Origin of the sequence: Algoriphagus sp. A40, from assembly GCF_002002735.1 — a bacterium.
In the GTDB taxonomy this organism is placed as follows: Bacteria; Bacteroidota; Bacteroidia; order Cytophagales; family Cyclobacteriaceae; genus Algoriphagus.
Genome location: NZ_MUNY01000042.1, coordinates 1 through 17,097, shown reverse-complemented (window position 1 = coordinate 17,097; position 17,097 = coordinate 1). Strand labels below are relative to the sequence as shown.

Sequence of the window (17,097 nt, the reverse complement as noted above, 5' to 3'; positions counted from 1 at the left end):
TGATCAATGGTCAAAAGTAAGATTTAAGGTGGATTTTTGAAGAGTGGTTTATGTGAAATTTGCATAAAAAGTAGTTTTGCAAAAAGAAAATTCCCCCATGTCCCAACATATCGCCATCGTCAGTTATTTTTCCACAGGTGCCTATGATACCAATACCATCGACGAGGATAAAATTCTTTCTTCCATTTTGACTGAACTTGGAATCTCCCATGAAATTCAGGTTTGGTCGGATCCAAGTGTGGATTGGAGCCGATACACCCATCTTTTGATCAAGTCACCTTGGGACTATTTCGATTTTTATCCGGAGTTTTTGGCTTGGATTGAGAAAATCCAGGCTTTGGGAATTCCCGTCTTAAATGATCTTGACACTGTCCGATGGAACTCTAGCAAGGAATATCTTCTCGAAATAGAGGGAAAAGGTTTTCCGACCATTGCCGGATTGATTTTGAGAAAAGGCAGCAAGCCGAGTTTGGTTGAAATCCGGGAAAAGGTAAAGGCGGATACCATTGTGGTAAAACCATTGGTGAGCGGTGGGGCTAAAAACACACTTAAAATTCCGGTGAAGGATTGGGCCGATCATGAAGAAAAAGTAGCTCAACTCGTGAAGGAGGAAGATTTTCTGGCCCAGCCTTTTGTTCCTGAAGTGGCTGAAGTAGGGGAGTATTCCCTGATTTTCTTCAACAGAATGTTTTCCCATGCGGTCTTGAAAACTCCAGCTAAATCGGATTTCCGGGTTCAACATTATTTTGGTGGAACCATTCAGGAGATTCAACCCTCAATCGCCGTGCTGGAATCCTGCCAAAAACTCATCGATACCTTTGGGCCTGAGACGCTTTACGGACGCGTCGATGGGGTGGAAATAGATGGCGTATTTCACCTAATGGAATTGGAGCTTATCGAGCCGTATTTGTTTTTGGGAATTTCGGGGAAGGCTATTCCGAATTATAAAGCGGCTTTGAAGGAAAGTCTTTTGGGGTAGGAAGTTGAAGGTCGGGATGTTGGATGTCGGAGGTTGGAGGTAGGGAAGTAGGAGGTTGAAAGTAGGGAAGTAGGAGGTTGGAAGTTGGAGGTAGGAAGTTGGAAAGCTCCGTTGTAAATGAGAGTTCTAGGCTGCAGCTTGATTTTCATTTTCACCATTGAAGTTCAAGTTGACAGGATTCCCCCTTGATCAAGGGGGATAGGGGGATTATAAATCGTGATTTGCAGCTTGGATGATTCACCCAAATGATTAATTTGAACCCAGAAACAGCCGAGAAAATCCTCCGTCGAAAATGGATATACACGACATTCGATGGGACAGTTGGATTTATTCGGATGTTGGCTGCCATTAGCAAATTATGACACACGGACAAATTGAGAGAACAAAAAAAGTAGTTATACCGACATTCATGATTTTATTTGTCGTGGGAGTCATTGAAGCATTTCTTACTTCAAATGAATTTGCCTTAAGCGACATAGTCATCAATACATTCCTTATACCAATAATCATTCTATCAATAGCAATGTCCGCGTACTGGATTTTACTTACTGACGACTTTTGGGACTTGTACGAAGGAATAGATATTGAGATTTCAAAAATTTTAAAGACAGCTATTAAGTTCATTGTATGGATACCTGGAATGGGACTTTGTTTCTTTGCAGTTACTCAGGGACTTTTAAGTATTTATAACAGGACTGCCGGAGAACAAAAGCTAACTGCTATCAGCGGACAAATTATCGACAAGGACCAATATAGCTCAAGGTATTATTTTGAAATAAACGACCTGTCAATTGGAAGAGAAATTGAAATAAAGGTAGCCGAGTCGGACTACAATAAATTTGAGAAGGGTGACAACTATAAAACGGAGAGAAAGATTGGAGCGCTCGGGACAATTTATGAGAAGCGGTAGCTAACGGCAGCCAACAAAATGTATAAAACATGGCTGGGTTCAGTGTAAATTTGTAGTTTAGTTTTTCAAATTACGTTTGGTGTCATGGGACAGTGATGCGCTTCGAAAGCCCAGCCACGTTTCATACATAAACGTTGCTAGCAATAGCTCGAGACAGATGAGACTACTAATAATAATACTGATGACATTTTTTTCACAGACGATTTTTGGTCAAGTTGTCAACTCCGTTTCGTCTGACAAGACAGGAATGTTTTATTACTCGGTGGACTCCTTGATACAGAAGATTGAAAAAGAAAAAAGAATTGAAAAAATAGTTTTATGGGCGGACTGGTCGACAATTCAAGATTTTCCAGAGACAATTAGGAACATCATAATAGTCAAGCAGGACAAAGCAAAAAATTATAAAACAAAGAACCTCGGTGACAATGACGTTTTATTCAAAGTCAACGGACTGACAATAATTCGTGACCAAGTTACGCTATCAATTTGGGCATATGAGAAAAGAGATAAGAGGACAACATTCTTTGCGGACGGAGCTTACATTTTCTATTTCAAGTATTTACCTGAGACAGAGACATACAAATTGACACAAATAAAAAGTGGAATCATATTGTAATAGCTACAGCAGGCAACAGCACCTACCCAAAAGTGGCGGTTCAGTGGTTAAATCAAGCTTTGTGCTTCTATCAAAGTCTGTCTTGGTTGACAGTGAAGTGCTTCGAAATCGCCACCTTCGGGTAGATGCAAACCGTTGTGCACTATTTACCCTTGGACAAATTTGACTTTGATTAAACGACTGATATTTTTAATTCTAGTACTAACGACAACGACTAGTTGGAGTCAAGTAACAATTAATGGGACAGTGATTTTCAAAGAGGACAAATCGACAGCTCCGGGAATTAATATTGTAGAGAAAGGGACTGAAAACGGAACGGTGACCGACAAAGACGGGGCTTTTAAACTGACAGTTGAAGACCCGGATGCTACTTTAGTCTTCTCATTTATCGGAGTAAGGACTCAAGAGTTTGAGCTGAAAGGAAAAAGAGAAATATTCGTCACACTAAAACTTGATTGCAACAAAGATTTTTTTGACTCTAATGAAGTTCACGTATATGCAAATAGTGGTGTAATCAACAATCCAGTAGGTGGACAAATTGACGTTGCTTCACCATGGATTTTTCTAGGAGTCATCAAAGGTTCATATGCTTACCAGACCAACCTAGAAGACAACAAAATGCAAACCGGACAATTGGAATTAGCTCATTCCATTAGCAACTGTGACTTCGATATTGATTTCAGGTGGAATTATCGACAAGTAAACTTTGACAACAACTTGGACTTCAGCGTGAACTCATTTGAAACCGACTTGAACCTAAGAAAAGTAAAACTAATTGCCGGTTATTCTAGACTTGATTTCACCAAAATAGAGACGGCTGACAACAAAAAACTTTCAGGACTTTCAATTGGTGTTGGTCGATACTTTAACATTCCGCTACATCCGACAGCGATATTGAAAGTAGGCTTGTACAAAGACAAAGTAGAATATCAAGCTTCAATTCAAGGTGGACATAAGCGATTTTTATGTTTCTTGAAGTTTTACAAATTGGACTCATTTAATGAATTAAGTGTAGGCATTGGAACAGGATTTGGTTATAGAACTAAGAAAGGAAAAGGGTAAACGGTACCCAACAAAATGCATAATCAATGGCGAGATTCAGTGTAAAATTATAGTTTAGTTTTTCAAATTAAGTTTTTTGTCGTGGGATAGCGTCGCGGTTCGAATTCCCGTCACTTCTTATGCACAAACGTTTCCTGAATCTGATAATGTTCCTATGGAGATTGAATCTGGATTTCTGTTTTGGTAACTGGCTCTTCTCCCCCCTTGATCAAGGGGGCTAGGGGGATTATAGATCGAGCAAAGTTGATTTCGACTCCTTGCCTACCGAACATGAAGGCGCTCAGCCGGAAAGGATTGCCAACAAGCAAAGCAGAATTTTCCATCATTTCTTCCCTTTCTAACTAAAATCCTTTCTTGCCGCTTGGATGACTCGCCCAAATGGTTAATTTGAATCCATAAAAAGTCCGGAAAAATCTGTGTCAAAAACGAAAATAATCGATACTCAAAAATGGAGTGGGACTTTAGCAGTTGTTAGCAACCATTTTTAATGAAGAAACTAGTAACGATATTAATTTTAGTATTAGGAATACAATTAGCGAGTGCTCAAAAGAAATACTCAACAGTCATTTTTTATGACAATGATTTCTCTTTGATTAACAATGATACTTTTAGTGGTCAAGATTCATTGATTATAAAATATTATGACAATGGAGATATCAAATCAATAGGAAAATGTGCTATTGACAAAGAAGGAAAAGTAAGTGACTTTAGAGTCGGAGAATGGACAGAATACTATTCGGACGGTACAGTGAAGTGTGAAGGGAATTATCAGATAAGTTCTTATGTAGATTGCGGAATAGCTGGACTTGAAAGAGTATTTTACAACTATAAGATTGGAGAATGGTCATTTTTCAAAAGTAATGCGACACTTGCTGCCAAAGGGAAATACAATATTGTAAAAGCAAAAATTGACACTCGCTGCAAAAACGGTGACAGCTTAATTTACATGGCAATTACCAAAGATTGGGAAATACCTGACAAAACATTGGATAAGAAAGTTCTGGAATCTGTGAAACAAGAATATGAAGGTGGATTTTTTACCGAATCTTATTATGATTCAAAGGAAAATAAGGTGATAATAAAGTTTGGAATTAAATAAAAAACTGCTTCTAACATTTTGTAAATTGGATTGCGGGGTCAGAGCGTTGCCCCATCAAGGATTTGTCTTCTGCTCTTAGCGGAGTTTCTTCCTAACACATTGAAGAAGGAATTGACACTTGGTGGAATTTGTAATTCCACCAAAGTATCCCTACCAATTTGTAATTGGCAAATCAGTCACTTCTCTCAAAAACAAAACTCCTCCAAATGACTTTCTGCATAGTCGCTGCCTTTGTTGGCAGCTTCCTGGATCATTTGGCAGCCTTCCGTATTGTCCATAAGAGCGAGGCAGACACCCTTTCGAGCTAAGGCCTCGATATGGTTTGGGTTGTTTTTTAGCACAAAATCAAAATCTTCCAAAGCCCATGGCAAGTATCCGATTTTCAAAAGTGCAAATCCTCTGTTGTATCTGGCGGCGAGGTTGTCAGGTTCTTTGGTCAAATAGGTGTTGAAGGAGGCTGCTGCACCGTTGACATCGCCCTGATTCGCTCTTGCAAGCCCGGTGTAATAATAGACTTGAGCAAATTCTGGATTCATTTGCTGGGCCTGTTTGAGGAAAATTTCCGCTCGTACCCAGTTATTCACCATCAATTGACTTCTTCCTGCCAAATAAATAATCTCAAAATCCTCGGGATCGAGTGAGGCAGCTCTTAGAATGTGCAGTTCTGCAGGTTTATAGTATTCCTTTTCAAACAGGATTTTTCCGATTGCAGCATGCGCTTGGGCATAACCCGGATCTAAATCCAAAATTCGGTCGTAATCTTCCATGGCTTCCTCCATTTTGCCCAATTCCTCAAAACATCTTGCCCGGATATGAAGAGATTTGATGTCTTTGATATGGATAAAAAGCCTTCGGGAAATCGCCGAAATCGCCTGCTCATATTTTCCGGTTCGATAAAGTTGTTCGATAGTAGCCGGATCAGCAGCACATGATACTAAAAGAACTAGTGATGATATTATCGTAAGAATATGATTAAATCGTATCATAACGAAATAAACAAAAATACTGACTAAATGAAAAGCTTCAAAAGTGAAAAGATGTAAAAAAAACCTGCCGGAGTTTCATATCCGACAGGTTTTGGGTTTTCGATTTTTTCAATTCTCGATTTTTCTGATTCGGCTTAAATCCAGTCCAGCTTGGTTTTGGTCAAGTCTGATTCCGCATCCCCGGTATTGAGCGTGCTGGCTGGCTCGAAAAGCATGATCCAGACTTCCTCCGGTGCAACCGGCCTATGTTCTACACCTCTTGGCATGATGAGAAATTCATTTTCCTGAATGGTAACCGTCTTGTCTCGGAGTTCCATCAAAAGGGTGCCTTTCACTACAAAAAAGAGTTCGTCCTCCAGTTCATGTTTGTGCCAGACAAACTCACCCTGGAGCTTGACCAGCTTAACATGCTGACCGTTGAGTTCGCCGACGATCTTTGGTGCCCAGTGTTCGTTGAAAAGTCCGAATTTTTGGCTGAGGTTTACTTTTTCCATGGGTTGGTTAAATCTGAAGTGAGGCTTATGTTAGATGAAAAGTCCCCCTAACCCTCTTAGAAAGAGGGAATAGCGTCATTTCTTAAGCTAGCGTTAAAGCACTCCTTTAGTACTTGGCAGTTGATTGATATTTCTTGGGTCCCGCATCACAGCCATCTTGATAGCCCGTGCAAGTCCTTTGAAGGTCGCTTCGATCTTGTGGTGCTCGTTTTCACCCTCTACTTTGATGTTCAGGTTACACTTAGCAGTATCTGAGAAGGACTTGAAGAAATGGTAAAACATCTCGGTGGGCATGTCACCGACTTTTTCGCGCTTGAAATCCGCATCCCAAACCAGCCAGGGCCGTCCGCCAAAGTCAATTGCTACCTGTGCCAATGCATCATCCATAGCCAGTAAAAAACCATAGCGATAGATTCCTTTTTTGTCTCCCAATGCTTTCAAATAAGCTTCTCCCAAAGCTAAAGCCGTATCCTCAATGGTATGGTGTTCGTCGATATGGAGGTCACCCTTTACTTTGATTTCCAGATCGGTGCTGCCATGCTTTCCCAATTGCTCGAGCATGTGGTCGAAGAAATGCAAACCTGTGGAAATGTCGCATTTTCCGCTTCCGTCCAGATTCAGCTTGATGTAGATATCCGTTTCCGAAGTGGTTCTTTTGACCTCAGCTGCCCGTGGAGGCATTTTTAGGAAATTGTAAATCTCATCCCAATCCTTGGTCGAGAGTGCCGCATCCGGATTTTCATCACCGATGAAGATTGCTTTGGAACCCAGATTCTTTGCCAATTGCACATCGGTAAATCGGTCACCAATCACATAGGAATTGGCCAGATCGTATTCCTCTGAGAAGTATTGGGTAAGAAGTCCTGTTCGAGGTTTGCGGGTAGGAGCATTTTCATGTTCAAAAGTATGGTCTACATGAATTGCCTTGAAAAAGATATTTTCTTGCTCCAGCGTCTTCAGCATTTTGTACTGAGCCGGCCAGAAGTCTTTTTCTGGAAAAGAGTCAGTTCCCAAACCGTCCTGATTGGTCACCATGACAAGTTCGTAGTCGCATTCCTCAGCGATTTTGCGAAGGTTTGAAATGGCTTTTGGAAGGAATTCCAGTTTTTCCAGGCTGTCAACCTGAAAGTCAGTAGGCGGTTCTTTGATGATCGTGCCGTCCCGATCTATGAAGAGTACTTTTTTCATTTACGATTTTAGATTTACGAGCTGAAAATTAGATTTTGGCATGATTCGCCCAATTTTCCAATTTTCGAATTTTCCAATCTTTCAATTAAGAAATCATTTTTTTCAAAGCCGAAATCAAGGCTTCGTTTTCAGTTCTTGTTCCAACAGTAATTCTCAGGCAATCCTCACAAAGCAGAACTTTGGCTCTGTTCCTGACAATTACTTTTTCGGCGATCAGATCATCATAAACCTGGCTTGCATTGGGGATTTGTACCAAAAGGAAATTGGCGTGTGAAGGATGGATCTTTTTTACGAAAGCGAATTTTCCCAATTCGCTTTGCAGAAAATCCCGCTCTTCCAGAATCTCTCGGATCATCTGGTCCACTTTGGTTTTGTTGGTTATAGCTGCCAAAACCGTTTCCTGAGTCAATCCAGAAATATTGTAGGGAGGCTTGATTTTGTTCAGAATACGGATGATTTCCTCACTCGCAAAAGCCATCCCGAGTCGGAGAGAAGCCAATCCCCAAGCTTTGGAGAAAGTCTGCATGACCAACAGATTGGGGAAATTGTCCAGTTCGGCAGTGAAGCTGGGCTCATCGCTGAAGTCGATATACGCCTCGTCCACAACTACCAATCCTTTGAAATTATTCAATAGAAACAGCACATCCTCCCGCTTGGCTTTGTTGGCCGATGGGTTATTCGGAGAGCAGATAAACAGGATTTTGGAGTTGGCGTCGGCTGCTGCCATGATCTTTTCAGGCTGAAGCTGAAAGTCCTCACTCAGCGAGACCTTGCGGATTTCCACGTCATTGATGTTGGCGCTGACCTCATACATGCCATAGGTGGGAGGAAGGAGGATCACGTTGTCTTTTCCCGGATTGCAAAAAGCACGGTAAAGCAGATCAATCGCTTCATCCGAACCGTTTCCCAGAAAAATCTGGCTGGTTTGGACCGCTTTGATTTTTGAAATCTCCGTCTTCAGAGCACTTTGATAGGGATCAGGATAGCGGTTGAAATCCTGCTCTGTGATAGAGCCAAAAGGATTCTCATTGGCATCCAAGAATACTCCTTCCTTGCCGGTGTATTCGTCCCGAGCTGAGGTATAAGGCTGTAATTTCGCGATGTGTGGTCGCAAAAGTGAGTTTAGATCGAAGCTCATTTCTTTTTGCCTTTCAGGTAGTTAAGACGGATGGTCACCGCGTTTTTATGGGCTTCGAGGAGTTCGTTTGCAGCCATCACTTCTACGGTTGGTCCGAGGTTTTTCAAACCTTCGGCGGTGATTTTTTGAAGGGTGATCTTTTTCACGAAGCTGTCCAATGAAACCCCGCTGTAATTACGGGCATACCCGTAAGTCGGAAGGGTATGGTTGGTTCCGGAAGCGTAATCTCCGGCAGACTCCGGAGTGTAATTTCCGATAAATACAGAGCCTGCATTGTAGATTGCTTCGACTATTTCATCCTCATTTTCCACTGCAATGATGAGGTGCTCAGGAGCGTAATTATTGATCAGGGCCAAGGCCTTTTCCTGATCTTCCATCACGACCGCAGTGGAATTGGCCAAAGCTTTGGCAGCAATATCTTTTCGGGGAAGTTTTTCCAGTTGTTCGTTGATTTCCTTCAGGACTTTTTTGGCGAATTTTTCTGAAGGAGTCACCAATACGACCTGAGAATCCACTCCATGCTCAGCCTGTGAAAGCAAATCCGAAGCGACAAAAGCAGGAATGGCTGTCTCATCTGCATAAACCAAAACTTCTGATGGACCCGCTGGCATATCGATCGCCACCCCATATTTGGTCACGAGCTGCTTGGCAGCAGTCACGTACTGGTTGCCGGGACCAAAGATTTTATCCACCTGTGGCACACTGTCTGTACCGAAAGTCAGCGCCGCAATGGCTTGAGCTCCTCCAACTTTGACGATTTTGGTGATGCCGATCAGATTGGCGGTATAAAGAATTGCCGGATGGATTTTGCCTTCGCGATTTGGCGGGGTGCAGAGGATAATTTCCTTGCAACCCGCAAGTTTTGCAGGGATACCCAACATCAAAACTGTGCTGAAAAGTGGGGCTGTGCCTCCGGGAATATAGAGCCCGACCCGCTGGATAGGGATACTTTTTCTCCGGCAAACTACTCCAGGCATTACTTCTTCGATGAGCTCTGGAGTGAACTGGGCAGCATGGAATCTCTCAATATTCGATTTTGCAACCGCAATGGCTTCTTTGAGCTCTTTGCTGACCAAATCTCTTGAAACCTTGATTTCCTGAGCAGAAACCACCAGACTTTCCAATTGGACATGGTCATATTCCTGAGCGAATTTTTTCAGGGCTTTGTCACCGTTTTTCTGAACTTTCTTCAGGATCGGTTTGACAATCTTGTTGATTTCCTTGGTTTTCTGGACCGGTCGGGCGAGGTTTTTTTTCAACTTTTCAGATGAAGGATTGACCAGGAGTTGCATAGTTTTTTTGGTAAAAAGCTTTAAATCTCTTTAAATAACCATTTTTTCGATCGGAACGACAAGAATGCCCTCTGCACCTGCAGCGCGGAGTTCTTCGATGTTTTCCCAAAACTGATCCTCACTCAAAACCGAATGGATCGATGACCAACCCGGCTGCGCTAATGGCAAAATCGTAGGGCTTCTCATTCCGGGAATTAATTCGATGATACGTTGGATGGAGTCGTTTGGGGCATTCATCAGGACGTATTTGTTGCTTTTGCCTGTTTGGACGGCATTGATTCTGAAAAGCAATTTGTCCAGAATGACTTTTTTCCAATCCGCTAAATTCTTGTTTCCGATCAGGACGGCCTCAGATTTGAAAACTTCTTCCACTTCCTTGAGGCCATTCATCATCAGCGTGGAGCCGGAACTTACGATATCAAAAATTCCCTCTGCCAATCCGATGCTTGGAGCGATTTCAACCGAACCGCTGATTTCATGGATTTCAGCCTGGATTTTCTGGGATTTCAGGTAGTCCCCCAGGATTTTTGGGTAGGAGGTGGCGATGTTTTTCCCCTGAAAATAGGAAACTCCTGGATAATCCTCGCCTTTGGGAATGGCCAGAGAGAGGCGGCATTTGGAAAAGCCCAGTTTCTTCAAGGTCAACACGTCTTTGTCCTTTTCGACCAGTTCGTTTTGACCGACGATTCCCAAATCAGCGACTCCGTCAGCGACGTATCCTGGAATGTCATCGTCACGGAGAAAGAGGAATTCGGCTGGAAAATTGGTGGAAGTGGACTTGAGTTTGCCCGTTCCGTTGTAAAATTTGATGCCGCACTCTTTGATCAGGCTGAGTGAGTCATCGGAAAGTCTGCCGCTTTTCTGCACGGCAATGCGGATTATTTGTTCCATGGGGACAAGTTACGCTTGGAAAGTTTTGGATTTAAGAAAATTTTGGTGGATTGCCGAATCCCTGTCATCAGCCTCACCGGGTGGGTGTGTATATGTCTTCCTCAGGAGGAATGATGGAAGTGATGCATCAGGAAGGTGTCCTGTGCATTTGCTAAAAATTCAATATTTCTATTGCTGTTTTCCATTTACGTGGGCAAAGATAGGCGCGGGATGAAAATATGCAAGGGAATGAATGCTTTTTCAGCAAAGAAATAAATTCATTATTTTAATGGGATGAGGGTAGTTCATTCGATCAACAAAATTCCAATTCGTATTCCAAAAGAAAGATGGGATCATGTTGTTTTGGGTCACCCTGAAATGGAGCGATTTCAAACTGAGGTGATGGATACTTTGGGAGCCCCAGATTTAATTTTTGAAGGAAGTAGTGGGGAAAAGATTGCTGTAAAGGATTATTTGAGCAACTTAGGAAAGCTAATTGTGGTTGTTTATAAAGAATTGAATAAAGAAGATGGCTTTTTAGTGACCTCTTTTTTGATTTCAAAATTAAGCAGACTGGAAAAGAAAAGACTGATATGGAAGAAGTAGAATTTAAAGACATCAAGGCAGTGCTGCCTTATTTCTTAAAGCATAAATTTCTATGGACTAATTATGACGACAAGGCAGATGTTCTATATGTCCACTTCAAGGAAAATGCCGTTTCCGATGATTCTGAATTAACAAAAGACGACCTCATCATCAGGTATGAGGTAGGAGAAGTAGTCGGAATTACTGTTTTAAATGCAAGTAAGAAAATGTAATTCTCCTGGGTTATTTACAAGTTTACTGATTGCTTAGGTTTAGCTGATAATGCCGAATCGGTTTTTCGCCCATTAGATGCTCGATGAAATAATCCCACCGCTTTTTGGTAAAATAATCTCCGGGAGGTCGCCCGAAGCTGTGGTTTCTGCTTGGCCAGATAAACAAGTCAAAGTCTTTTCCGGCCTTGATCAGATTTTCCGCCAGTTTGAAGGTAGCTGAAGGATTGACGTTTTCGTCGATTCCTCCATGGGCCAGGAGCAAATGCCCTTTCAGGTTGGCCGCATTGGTGATATTGGATTGTTCGTGGTAATAATCGCCGACCGGATAGCCCATATACATTTCTGGCCACCAGGCTTTTTCCATCCGGAAGTCATGATCACCAGCTGAGGCAACCCCAACCTTGTAAAAATCAGGGTGCAGCAGCATGGCTCTGCCTGCATCGTATCCTCCTGCAGAGTGACCGAATATCCCAACTTTTGTAATGTCAATAAACCGCTCTTTGCTCGCTAATTGGGTAATGGCCAGCACATGGTCGGTGGTGCCGTCTCCGAGATTTCGGTAAGACACATCCGAGAAAGCCTTAGACCGTCCAAAACCTCCTAAACCGTCAACAGTAACCACGACAAAACCAAGTTCCGCCATAGGTTGCTGGTGTCCGAGAACTGCAGATTTGAACGTTTTCGGTGTGGTTGAGGTATGTGGGCCGGTGTACGTATAATCTATGATCGGATATTTTTTCTTGGAGCTAAATGTGGTTGGAAGAAAGTAAACCCCGTGGATTTCGGTTTTTTGGTCTTTGGCTGTGGCGGTGAAAGGGACAGGGAATTTGTAGCCACGCTCGAGAAGGTTGGAGATGTCAGCTTCAGAGATTTTCTGGAGGTGTTTGCCGGTTTTCAAGTCCATCAAAATAGATTGAGTGGGTTGATTGACTGTAGAGTAATTGTCCACCGCTAGCTTGCCGTCTTGGGAAATGTAGATTTCATGGTAGGCATTTTCCGGAGTGAGCAATTGCAGATTTGAACCGTCCAGGTTAACGCTATACAAATGGTTGAAATAGGGATTTCTACCGGATTCTTTACCTGATGCTTCGAAATACAAGACGCTATTTTCCTCATCCAAATGACTCAGCTTATTGACGACAAACTCGCCGGTGGTGATTGGATTGAGTTCTTTTCCGGTATTCCAGTCATAGAGGTAAAGTTGGGCCCAGCCGGATTTTTCAGAGCTGATAATAAACTGTCCGTTTTTCAGCTTGCGAAAAACATTATCTCTATTGATGTGAGTCGTCGAGGATTCTGAGTAAATTTTTCGTATTTCCAGACTTTCTCCGTCGATTTCAAGCAGGTGAAATTCCTTGTATCCTCTTGGCAGATAAAAGCCACTCAGCATTTTGCTATCATCTGACCAGCGCAAGTTGATGCCGATGAAATGGGGGGAGGAGAGTTCAGGGAGCTTTTTTTCCGACTTCTTTTCCAAGTCAAAAACGACCGGAATGTACATTACTACTGTGCTGTCGCCCGGAGATCCGCGGTAATAGGATACCAATTCTGGCCTAAATTTTTCATCCTTGCTAAAGTCCAGCAAATACATTTTTTCGGCAATTCTCAAATCCACTATTTGGGTGAAAATCTTCTTGGAATCCGAAGACCAGGTAACTGAAAAGTGCGCTGGCCGCTCTCCATTTTCACCATAAATCAAATCACTCCAACCGTAAAATGAGGCGTATTCAAAGTCTTTTTTGCCGTCAAAGCTCAGTTGCGTTTCTTCGCCGCTATCCAGATTTTTTACAAACAGGTTATAATTTCTAGAGAAGGCCTTCCATTTTCTGTCAGGAGAAAAAGACTCCATTTCATTTCTTTCTGACATAGGAATGGACTCAAGAGAACCGTTTTCGGTGTTCCAGTTCCAGTTATGATTTCTCCATTGGAATGTGATGGTTTTCCCGTTTGCGACAGAAACCCGTTCAATCGGAAGATTGGATTGATCGATCGTTTCGCCGGTTTTATCCTGAAGCAATTTTGCCAAAGCAGCATGATCAAAGGCAATCTTTGTTTCCAGAGACTGTGTATCCGTCTTGAAAAACCGTTTTCCTTCAGGAGTGTAAGTGGCGTGGACAAATGCTTTGCTTCCATCGATCCAGTTGGGAATGACTTCCAGATGGTAGATTTCTTTTTGGATTGAATTGGTCAGAAAAAACTCGGCTCTATGGTAAGTTTCTTCGGTAATTTGAGCTTTTAAATTTTGGGAAAAACTGAAAGCAGTCATCACAATGACCAGAATGGAAAAGCAAAATCGTGTCGAGTTACTCATGATACCTGATTTAGAACTTGATCCTCAAATTAGCAAAAAAGAAAAAGGACCAGCCCTGATTTTGGATGAGTTGGTCCTTATTCATTTAAAGGGGAAAAACTGGTTAGCCTGCTGCATCGAAAGCTTTTTTTAGCCATGAAATCACCTCAGGAGTGATTTGTTCTTCATGGTTGACGACGACTTTATGGCTGCACATGGCGTTGGCCTTGGATTCCAGTTCCAAAATTCCTTGTGCAGGTTGACCTTTCAGGTTGATTCCGATTTCGTATCGGGTTTTTGTGGCAGGTACCAGTAAGGCAAATTGCTTTTTACGCTTTACACTGACGTAGGCATTTTTCGGAACAAATTCCACGTCCTTTCCCATTGCCTCGATTTCGCTTTTCAGTTTCTCATAGATGGGCCAAAATGCCTCTTTTCCAATATATTGTTTTCTGACCAATTCATCCTGATCATCTGCTGATCCAGCATCAGATTTCAAGGCTTTGTGGGCAACCAAATTGGCGAATCCGTGCGTGAATCCATGATTTTCCTTCAGAAATTTCAGGATTTCCCCATGCTTTTGAAGTTTTGCTTTTTCAACAATTCCGATCCAATCCTCAAGGGATTTTCCTGTGTTTTTTTGGAGATTGTCAATCATGGTTTGGGTGGCCTGGTCCATAGATTTTTGGTTTAGAGGTGGGATATTTTGGGAGATTCAGTACTAGTATTGTTTTTGAAAGGCTTGTGGCGAAATCTTGATTCTTGATACTAACGTCTTGATACTTTTATGTTTCAATTTCTGCGTAAATAGGATAGTGGTCTGCGGCCTGGATCAATTCGTTTTTGAGACTTTGGATGAGGGTGTCTTCCCTTTCTAAATAGGGGTTCCAGACCTGACCTTTAAGGACTTTTATTCCTTTGCTGACCAAAATATGATCTATCAGTACATTGAATTCATCACCTGTGATCCGGTCTATGTATTTTCCTGAGTAAGGTGTCCAGCCATAGGCATTGAGCTTAGGTTTTGGAAGCACAGATTTCAAAATCCATTCAGGTTTCCAAGCATCTCCCAGGATCATTTCGACAGCACTTTTTGAAAATCTGTTTTCATAAAAATCCAATTCAAAACCGTCATTGATATCTCCCATGACGATCACATTTTGGCCTTTGGCAAGGTACTGGTCGCAACGATCCCGGATATGCATGCATTCTCCAAACAACCTCAGTCTGTCCCGCTGGGAGAGTTGCTCAAATCTGGCGTAATCAACCTTGTCAAAGATCCCTTTGGACTTGGTATGGGCAATTATTACCCGGGAAATGAGTTGGTCATTAAGGTCTAAAATGCTCAATTCTAGAGGAGGGCGGTAGTGGCGATATTGCTCCTTGATCATCCTGTTGGTGGTATCCATCAGAAATGGCTCATTGAAGCGCTCTCCGTCCCGGGTTTCAGGTGTGAAAATGACTTTGATTTTGGTGGAATCAAACATTGCTCCGAGTTCCTGCTGACCGGACGATGGAAAGCCATGAGCCGCGGAAAATGTGTGGCCGGGAATAAATTCATTTGCCCATGCAATCAACTGCCCCGAAGTGGTCTTTGAGCCATTGACCAAGGTGTCAGGGCCTTCGACCACTCCCAAAAAATCCACTTGGAGAGCCTTGACAATTGCTGCCAGTTTTTTACTTCTTTTCCCGTCTTTTCCTGTTGTTTTCGGAGTGCCGTCAGGTTCGAAGAGATCCCGCATCCACTCCACATTGTAAACAGCTATTTTGAGATTCATAAAAAAAGGCTTTTGAAGTAAAACAGTAATGGAATTTACCATTTTACTTCAAAAGCCTCTTTATCAGCCGGATGTTTTTAGAGTTTGATGTAGATCTTTTTGCGGTCCATCCACCACCCGATCAGCCAAATCAAGAACATATAGCTGAGGGAGAAAAAGAAGGAGGCGTTTTTAGGGTTTAGCCAGCTGGTGAAAAGGGTGTCATAGTACAACCCTCTTAAGGTGGTTTCGCCCACCGGGATCAGGGCAAAAATATCGACGACAACCCATGCAAGTACGTACAGCGCCAGGGTATTTTTCCCAAAAACCTCGAAGAAATAAGTCCAGTTTTTATGGTTTCGAATCTCGATCAAGAAGATCAATCCTGCCAAGACCAACAGATCCCATCCCACAGTCAGCAAGACATAAGAGCTGGTCCAAAGTTTCTTATTGATTGGAAATACCGTGTTCCAAGCATAAGCTGCCGCAATAAGAAGAAGGCCACCGATCAAGAGCGTCTGTACGGTCTTGACTGTGTTGCCTTTTCTCTGAATCATTTTTCCAACCAAATACCCACCGATTACATTGACAATTGAAGGCAGTGTACTTAGGAGGCCTTCAGGATCAAAAGCAATTCCTTCGCCGGTGTACAATCTTTCGGCACCCAGCACGGCCAAGTCAAACTTGGTGGCGGCGTTGGTGGCGAGGGCGTACGGGTCACCCGCTTCTCCAAAGAAATAGAGGATTGGCCAATAGAGCAGCAAGGCGGCACCACTGAAAATCCAGCCCAGTCTTTCTCCACCCCAATACAGGATAATCGCCGCAAAGAAGTAGCAAAGTGCGATCCGCTGAAGCACACCAAGAAGACGGACATTTAAAGGATTTTTCAAAACCATCTCCCCGGCTTCATTCAGGTCATAGAAAGGGAATGCGTTGAGCAACCAACCCACTAGGAAGATAAGTACAGTTCGCTTGATGACCTTCCGGTAAAACTGTCCAGAAGGCATTTCATTGAGCTTTTTCATGGCAAAGCTCATAGCATTGCCCACTACAAAAAGGAAGGTAGGAAAAATCCAGTCAGTTGGGGTGAAGCCATGCCAATGCGCGTGTTCCAGCGGCGCATAGAGATCATTCCAGTTGCCGGGAGAGTTCACGATAATCATGAAAGCGAGCGTGATCCCCCGGAATACATCCAGGGCGAGGTATCGATTGCTCAAGACTTTTGCCTGTTGATCAATGGACATAGGTGGTTTTTATAGGTGAAAATGAAAATTCAAGATAAAGTTTTCCCCGAAATATTCAGGAATGATAACTATAAAGGGGGTAAATGGGCAAAAAGGACTATCAATTGCCCTAAAAAAAAGCCATTTGCAGAAAACACTAAAATTCCTTTGCAATCACTTTAAACTGGGTTTAAAGGATTTGTTAAATTCGGTAGATTTTAATGTATTGATTTTTAACCGTTTAAATTTTTAAAGTAATGAGAAAGATATTGATTTTGTTGATTGGCCTTGGGTTGTTTTCATGTAGACCTTTATTAGAGGTTAACCTTATCGGGATAGAAGAAAAAAATCTAATTAAAGACAGTTATATCATTG

16 protein-coding genes are annotated in these 17,097 nt (G+C 42.5%); 6 read left to right on the top strand and 10 right to left on the bottom strand.

What is annotated here, in order from left to right; genetic code table 11:
* The first annotated feature begins 97 nt into the window (after positions 1–97).
* From B0E43_RS26605 to B0E43_RS26590, 4 genes are all read left to right on the top strand, one after another.
* Positions 98–979, top strand: coding sequence for a RimK family alpha-L-glutamate ligase (locus B0E43_RS26605; protein WP_077347450.1), 882 nt, complete (start codon positions 98–100; stop codon positions 977–979).
* A gap of 358 nt (positions 980–1,337) precedes the next feature.
* On the top strand, positions 1,338–1,889 hold the full coding sequence (locus B0E43_RS26600) for a hypothetical protein (protein ID WP_077347448.1): 552 nt from the start codon (positions 1,338–1,340) through the stop codon (positions 1,887–1,889).
* A gap of 784 nt (positions 1,890–2,673) precedes the next feature.
* On the top strand, positions 2,674–3,567 hold the full coding sequence (locus B0E43_RS26595; RefSeq protein WP_168171894.1) for a carboxypeptidase-like regulatory domain-containing protein: 894 nt from the start codon (positions 2,674–2,676) through the stop codon (positions 3,565–3,567).
* A gap of 487 nt (positions 3,568–4,054) precedes the next feature.
* The gene (locus tag B0E43_RS26590; protein ID WP_139352667.1) at positions 4,055–4,666 is read left to right on the top strand and encodes a hypothetical protein; all 612 of its coding nucleotides are present in this window, start codon (positions 4,055–4,057) and stop codon (positions 4,664–4,666) included.
* Between the two features lie 185 nt (positions 4,667–4,851).
* On the opposite strand, the gene B0E43_RS26585 is transcribed toward B0E43_RS26590, so the two are convergent.
* The 6 genes from B0E43_RS26585 to hisG form a co-directional block, all read right to left on the bottom strand.
* On the bottom strand, positions 4,852–5,652 hold the full coding sequence (locus tag B0E43_RS26585; RefSeq protein ID WP_077347440.1) for a tetratricopeptide repeat protein: 801 nt from the start codon (positions 5,650–5,652) through the stop codon (positions 4,852–4,854).
* A 134-nt stretch (positions 5,653–5,786) separates the two neighbouring features.
* Positions 5,787–6,146, bottom strand: a complete 360-nt coding sequence (locus B0E43_RS26580; protein WP_077347438.1) for a cupin domain-containing protein — start codon at positions 6,144–6,146, stop codon at positions 5,787–5,789.
* A gap of 93 nt (positions 6,147–6,239) precedes the next feature.
* Positions 6,240–7,334 carry a bifunctional histidinol-phosphatase/imidazoleglycerol-phosphate dehydratase HisB gene (gene hisB, locus B0E43_RS26575; RefSeq protein ID WP_077347436.1) on the bottom strand — a complete coding sequence of 365 codons (1,095 nt, stop codon included), beginning with the start codon at positions 7,332–7,334 and terminating at the stop codon, positions 6,240–6,242.
* Between the two features lie 85 nt (positions 7,335–7,419).
* Positions 7,420–8,472, bottom strand: a complete 1,053-nt coding sequence (gene hisC / locus B0E43_RS26570; RefSeq protein WP_077347434.1) for a histidinol-phosphate transaminase — start codon at positions 8,470–8,472, stop codon at positions 7,420–7,422.
* A complete protein-coding gene (gene hisD, locus B0E43_RS26565) occupies positions 8,469–9,764 on the bottom strand; it encodes a histidinol dehydrogenase (protein ID WP_077347432.1) in 1,296 nt (431 codons plus the stop codon). The genes hisC and hisD overlap by 4 nt, the downstream gene beginning before the upstream one ends.
* A 30-nt stretch (positions 9,765–9,794) precedes the next feature.
* Positions 9,795–10,655 (bottom strand): ATP phosphoribosyltransferase, encoded by an 861-nt coding sequence (hisG, locus tag B0E43_RS26560; protein ID WP_077347430.1) that lies wholly within the window; start codon positions 10,653–10,655, stop codon positions 9,795–9,797.
* Positions 10,656–11,036: 381 nt separating this feature from the next.
* Here hisG and B0E43_RS26555 point away from each other — a divergent pair, with 381 nt between their 5' ends.
* Positions 11,037–11,240: a hypothetical protein gene (locus tag B0E43_RS26555; protein WP_139352666.1), complete on the top strand. Its 204-nt coding sequence runs from the start codon at positions 11,037–11,039 to the stop codon at positions 11,238–11,240.
* The gene (locus tag B0E43_RS26550) at positions 11,228–11,452 is read left to right on the top strand and encodes a DUF2283 domain-containing protein (protein ID WP_077347426.1); all 225 of its coding nucleotides are present in this window, start codon (positions 11,228–11,230) and stop codon (positions 11,450–11,452) included. Before B0E43_RS26555 ends, B0E43_RS26550 begins: the two co-directional genes overlap by 13 nt.
* 22 nt (positions 11,453–11,474) lie before the next feature.
* On the opposite strand, the gene B0E43_RS26545 is transcribed toward B0E43_RS26550, so the two are convergent.
* From B0E43_RS26545 to B0E43_RS26530, 4 genes are all read right to left on the bottom strand, one after another.
* Positions 11,475–13,763: a DPP IV N-terminal domain-containing protein gene (locus B0E43_RS26545; protein ID WP_077347424.1), complete on the bottom strand. Its 2,289-nt coding sequence runs from the start codon at positions 13,761–13,763 to the stop codon at positions 11,475–11,477.
* A gap of 103 nt (positions 13,764–13,866) precedes the next feature.
* Positions 13,867–14,421: a DUF5655 domain-containing protein gene (locus B0E43_RS26540; RefSeq protein WP_077347422.1), complete on the bottom strand. Its 555-nt coding sequence runs from the start codon at positions 14,419–14,421 to the stop codon at positions 13,867–13,869.
* Positions 14,422–14,527: 106 nt separating this feature from the next.
* Entirely contained in the window at positions 14,528–15,520 is a 993-nt protein-coding gene (locus tag B0E43_RS26535) for a hypothetical protein (RefSeq protein WP_139352665.1), read from the bottom strand.
* A gap of 77 nt (positions 15,521–15,597) precedes the next feature.
* A complete protein-coding gene (locus tag B0E43_RS26530) occupies positions 15,598–16,743 on the bottom strand; it encodes an acyltransferase family protein (protein ID WP_077347418.1) in 1,146 nt (381 codons plus the stop codon).
* Positions 16,744–17,097 lie beyond the last annotated feature (354 nt).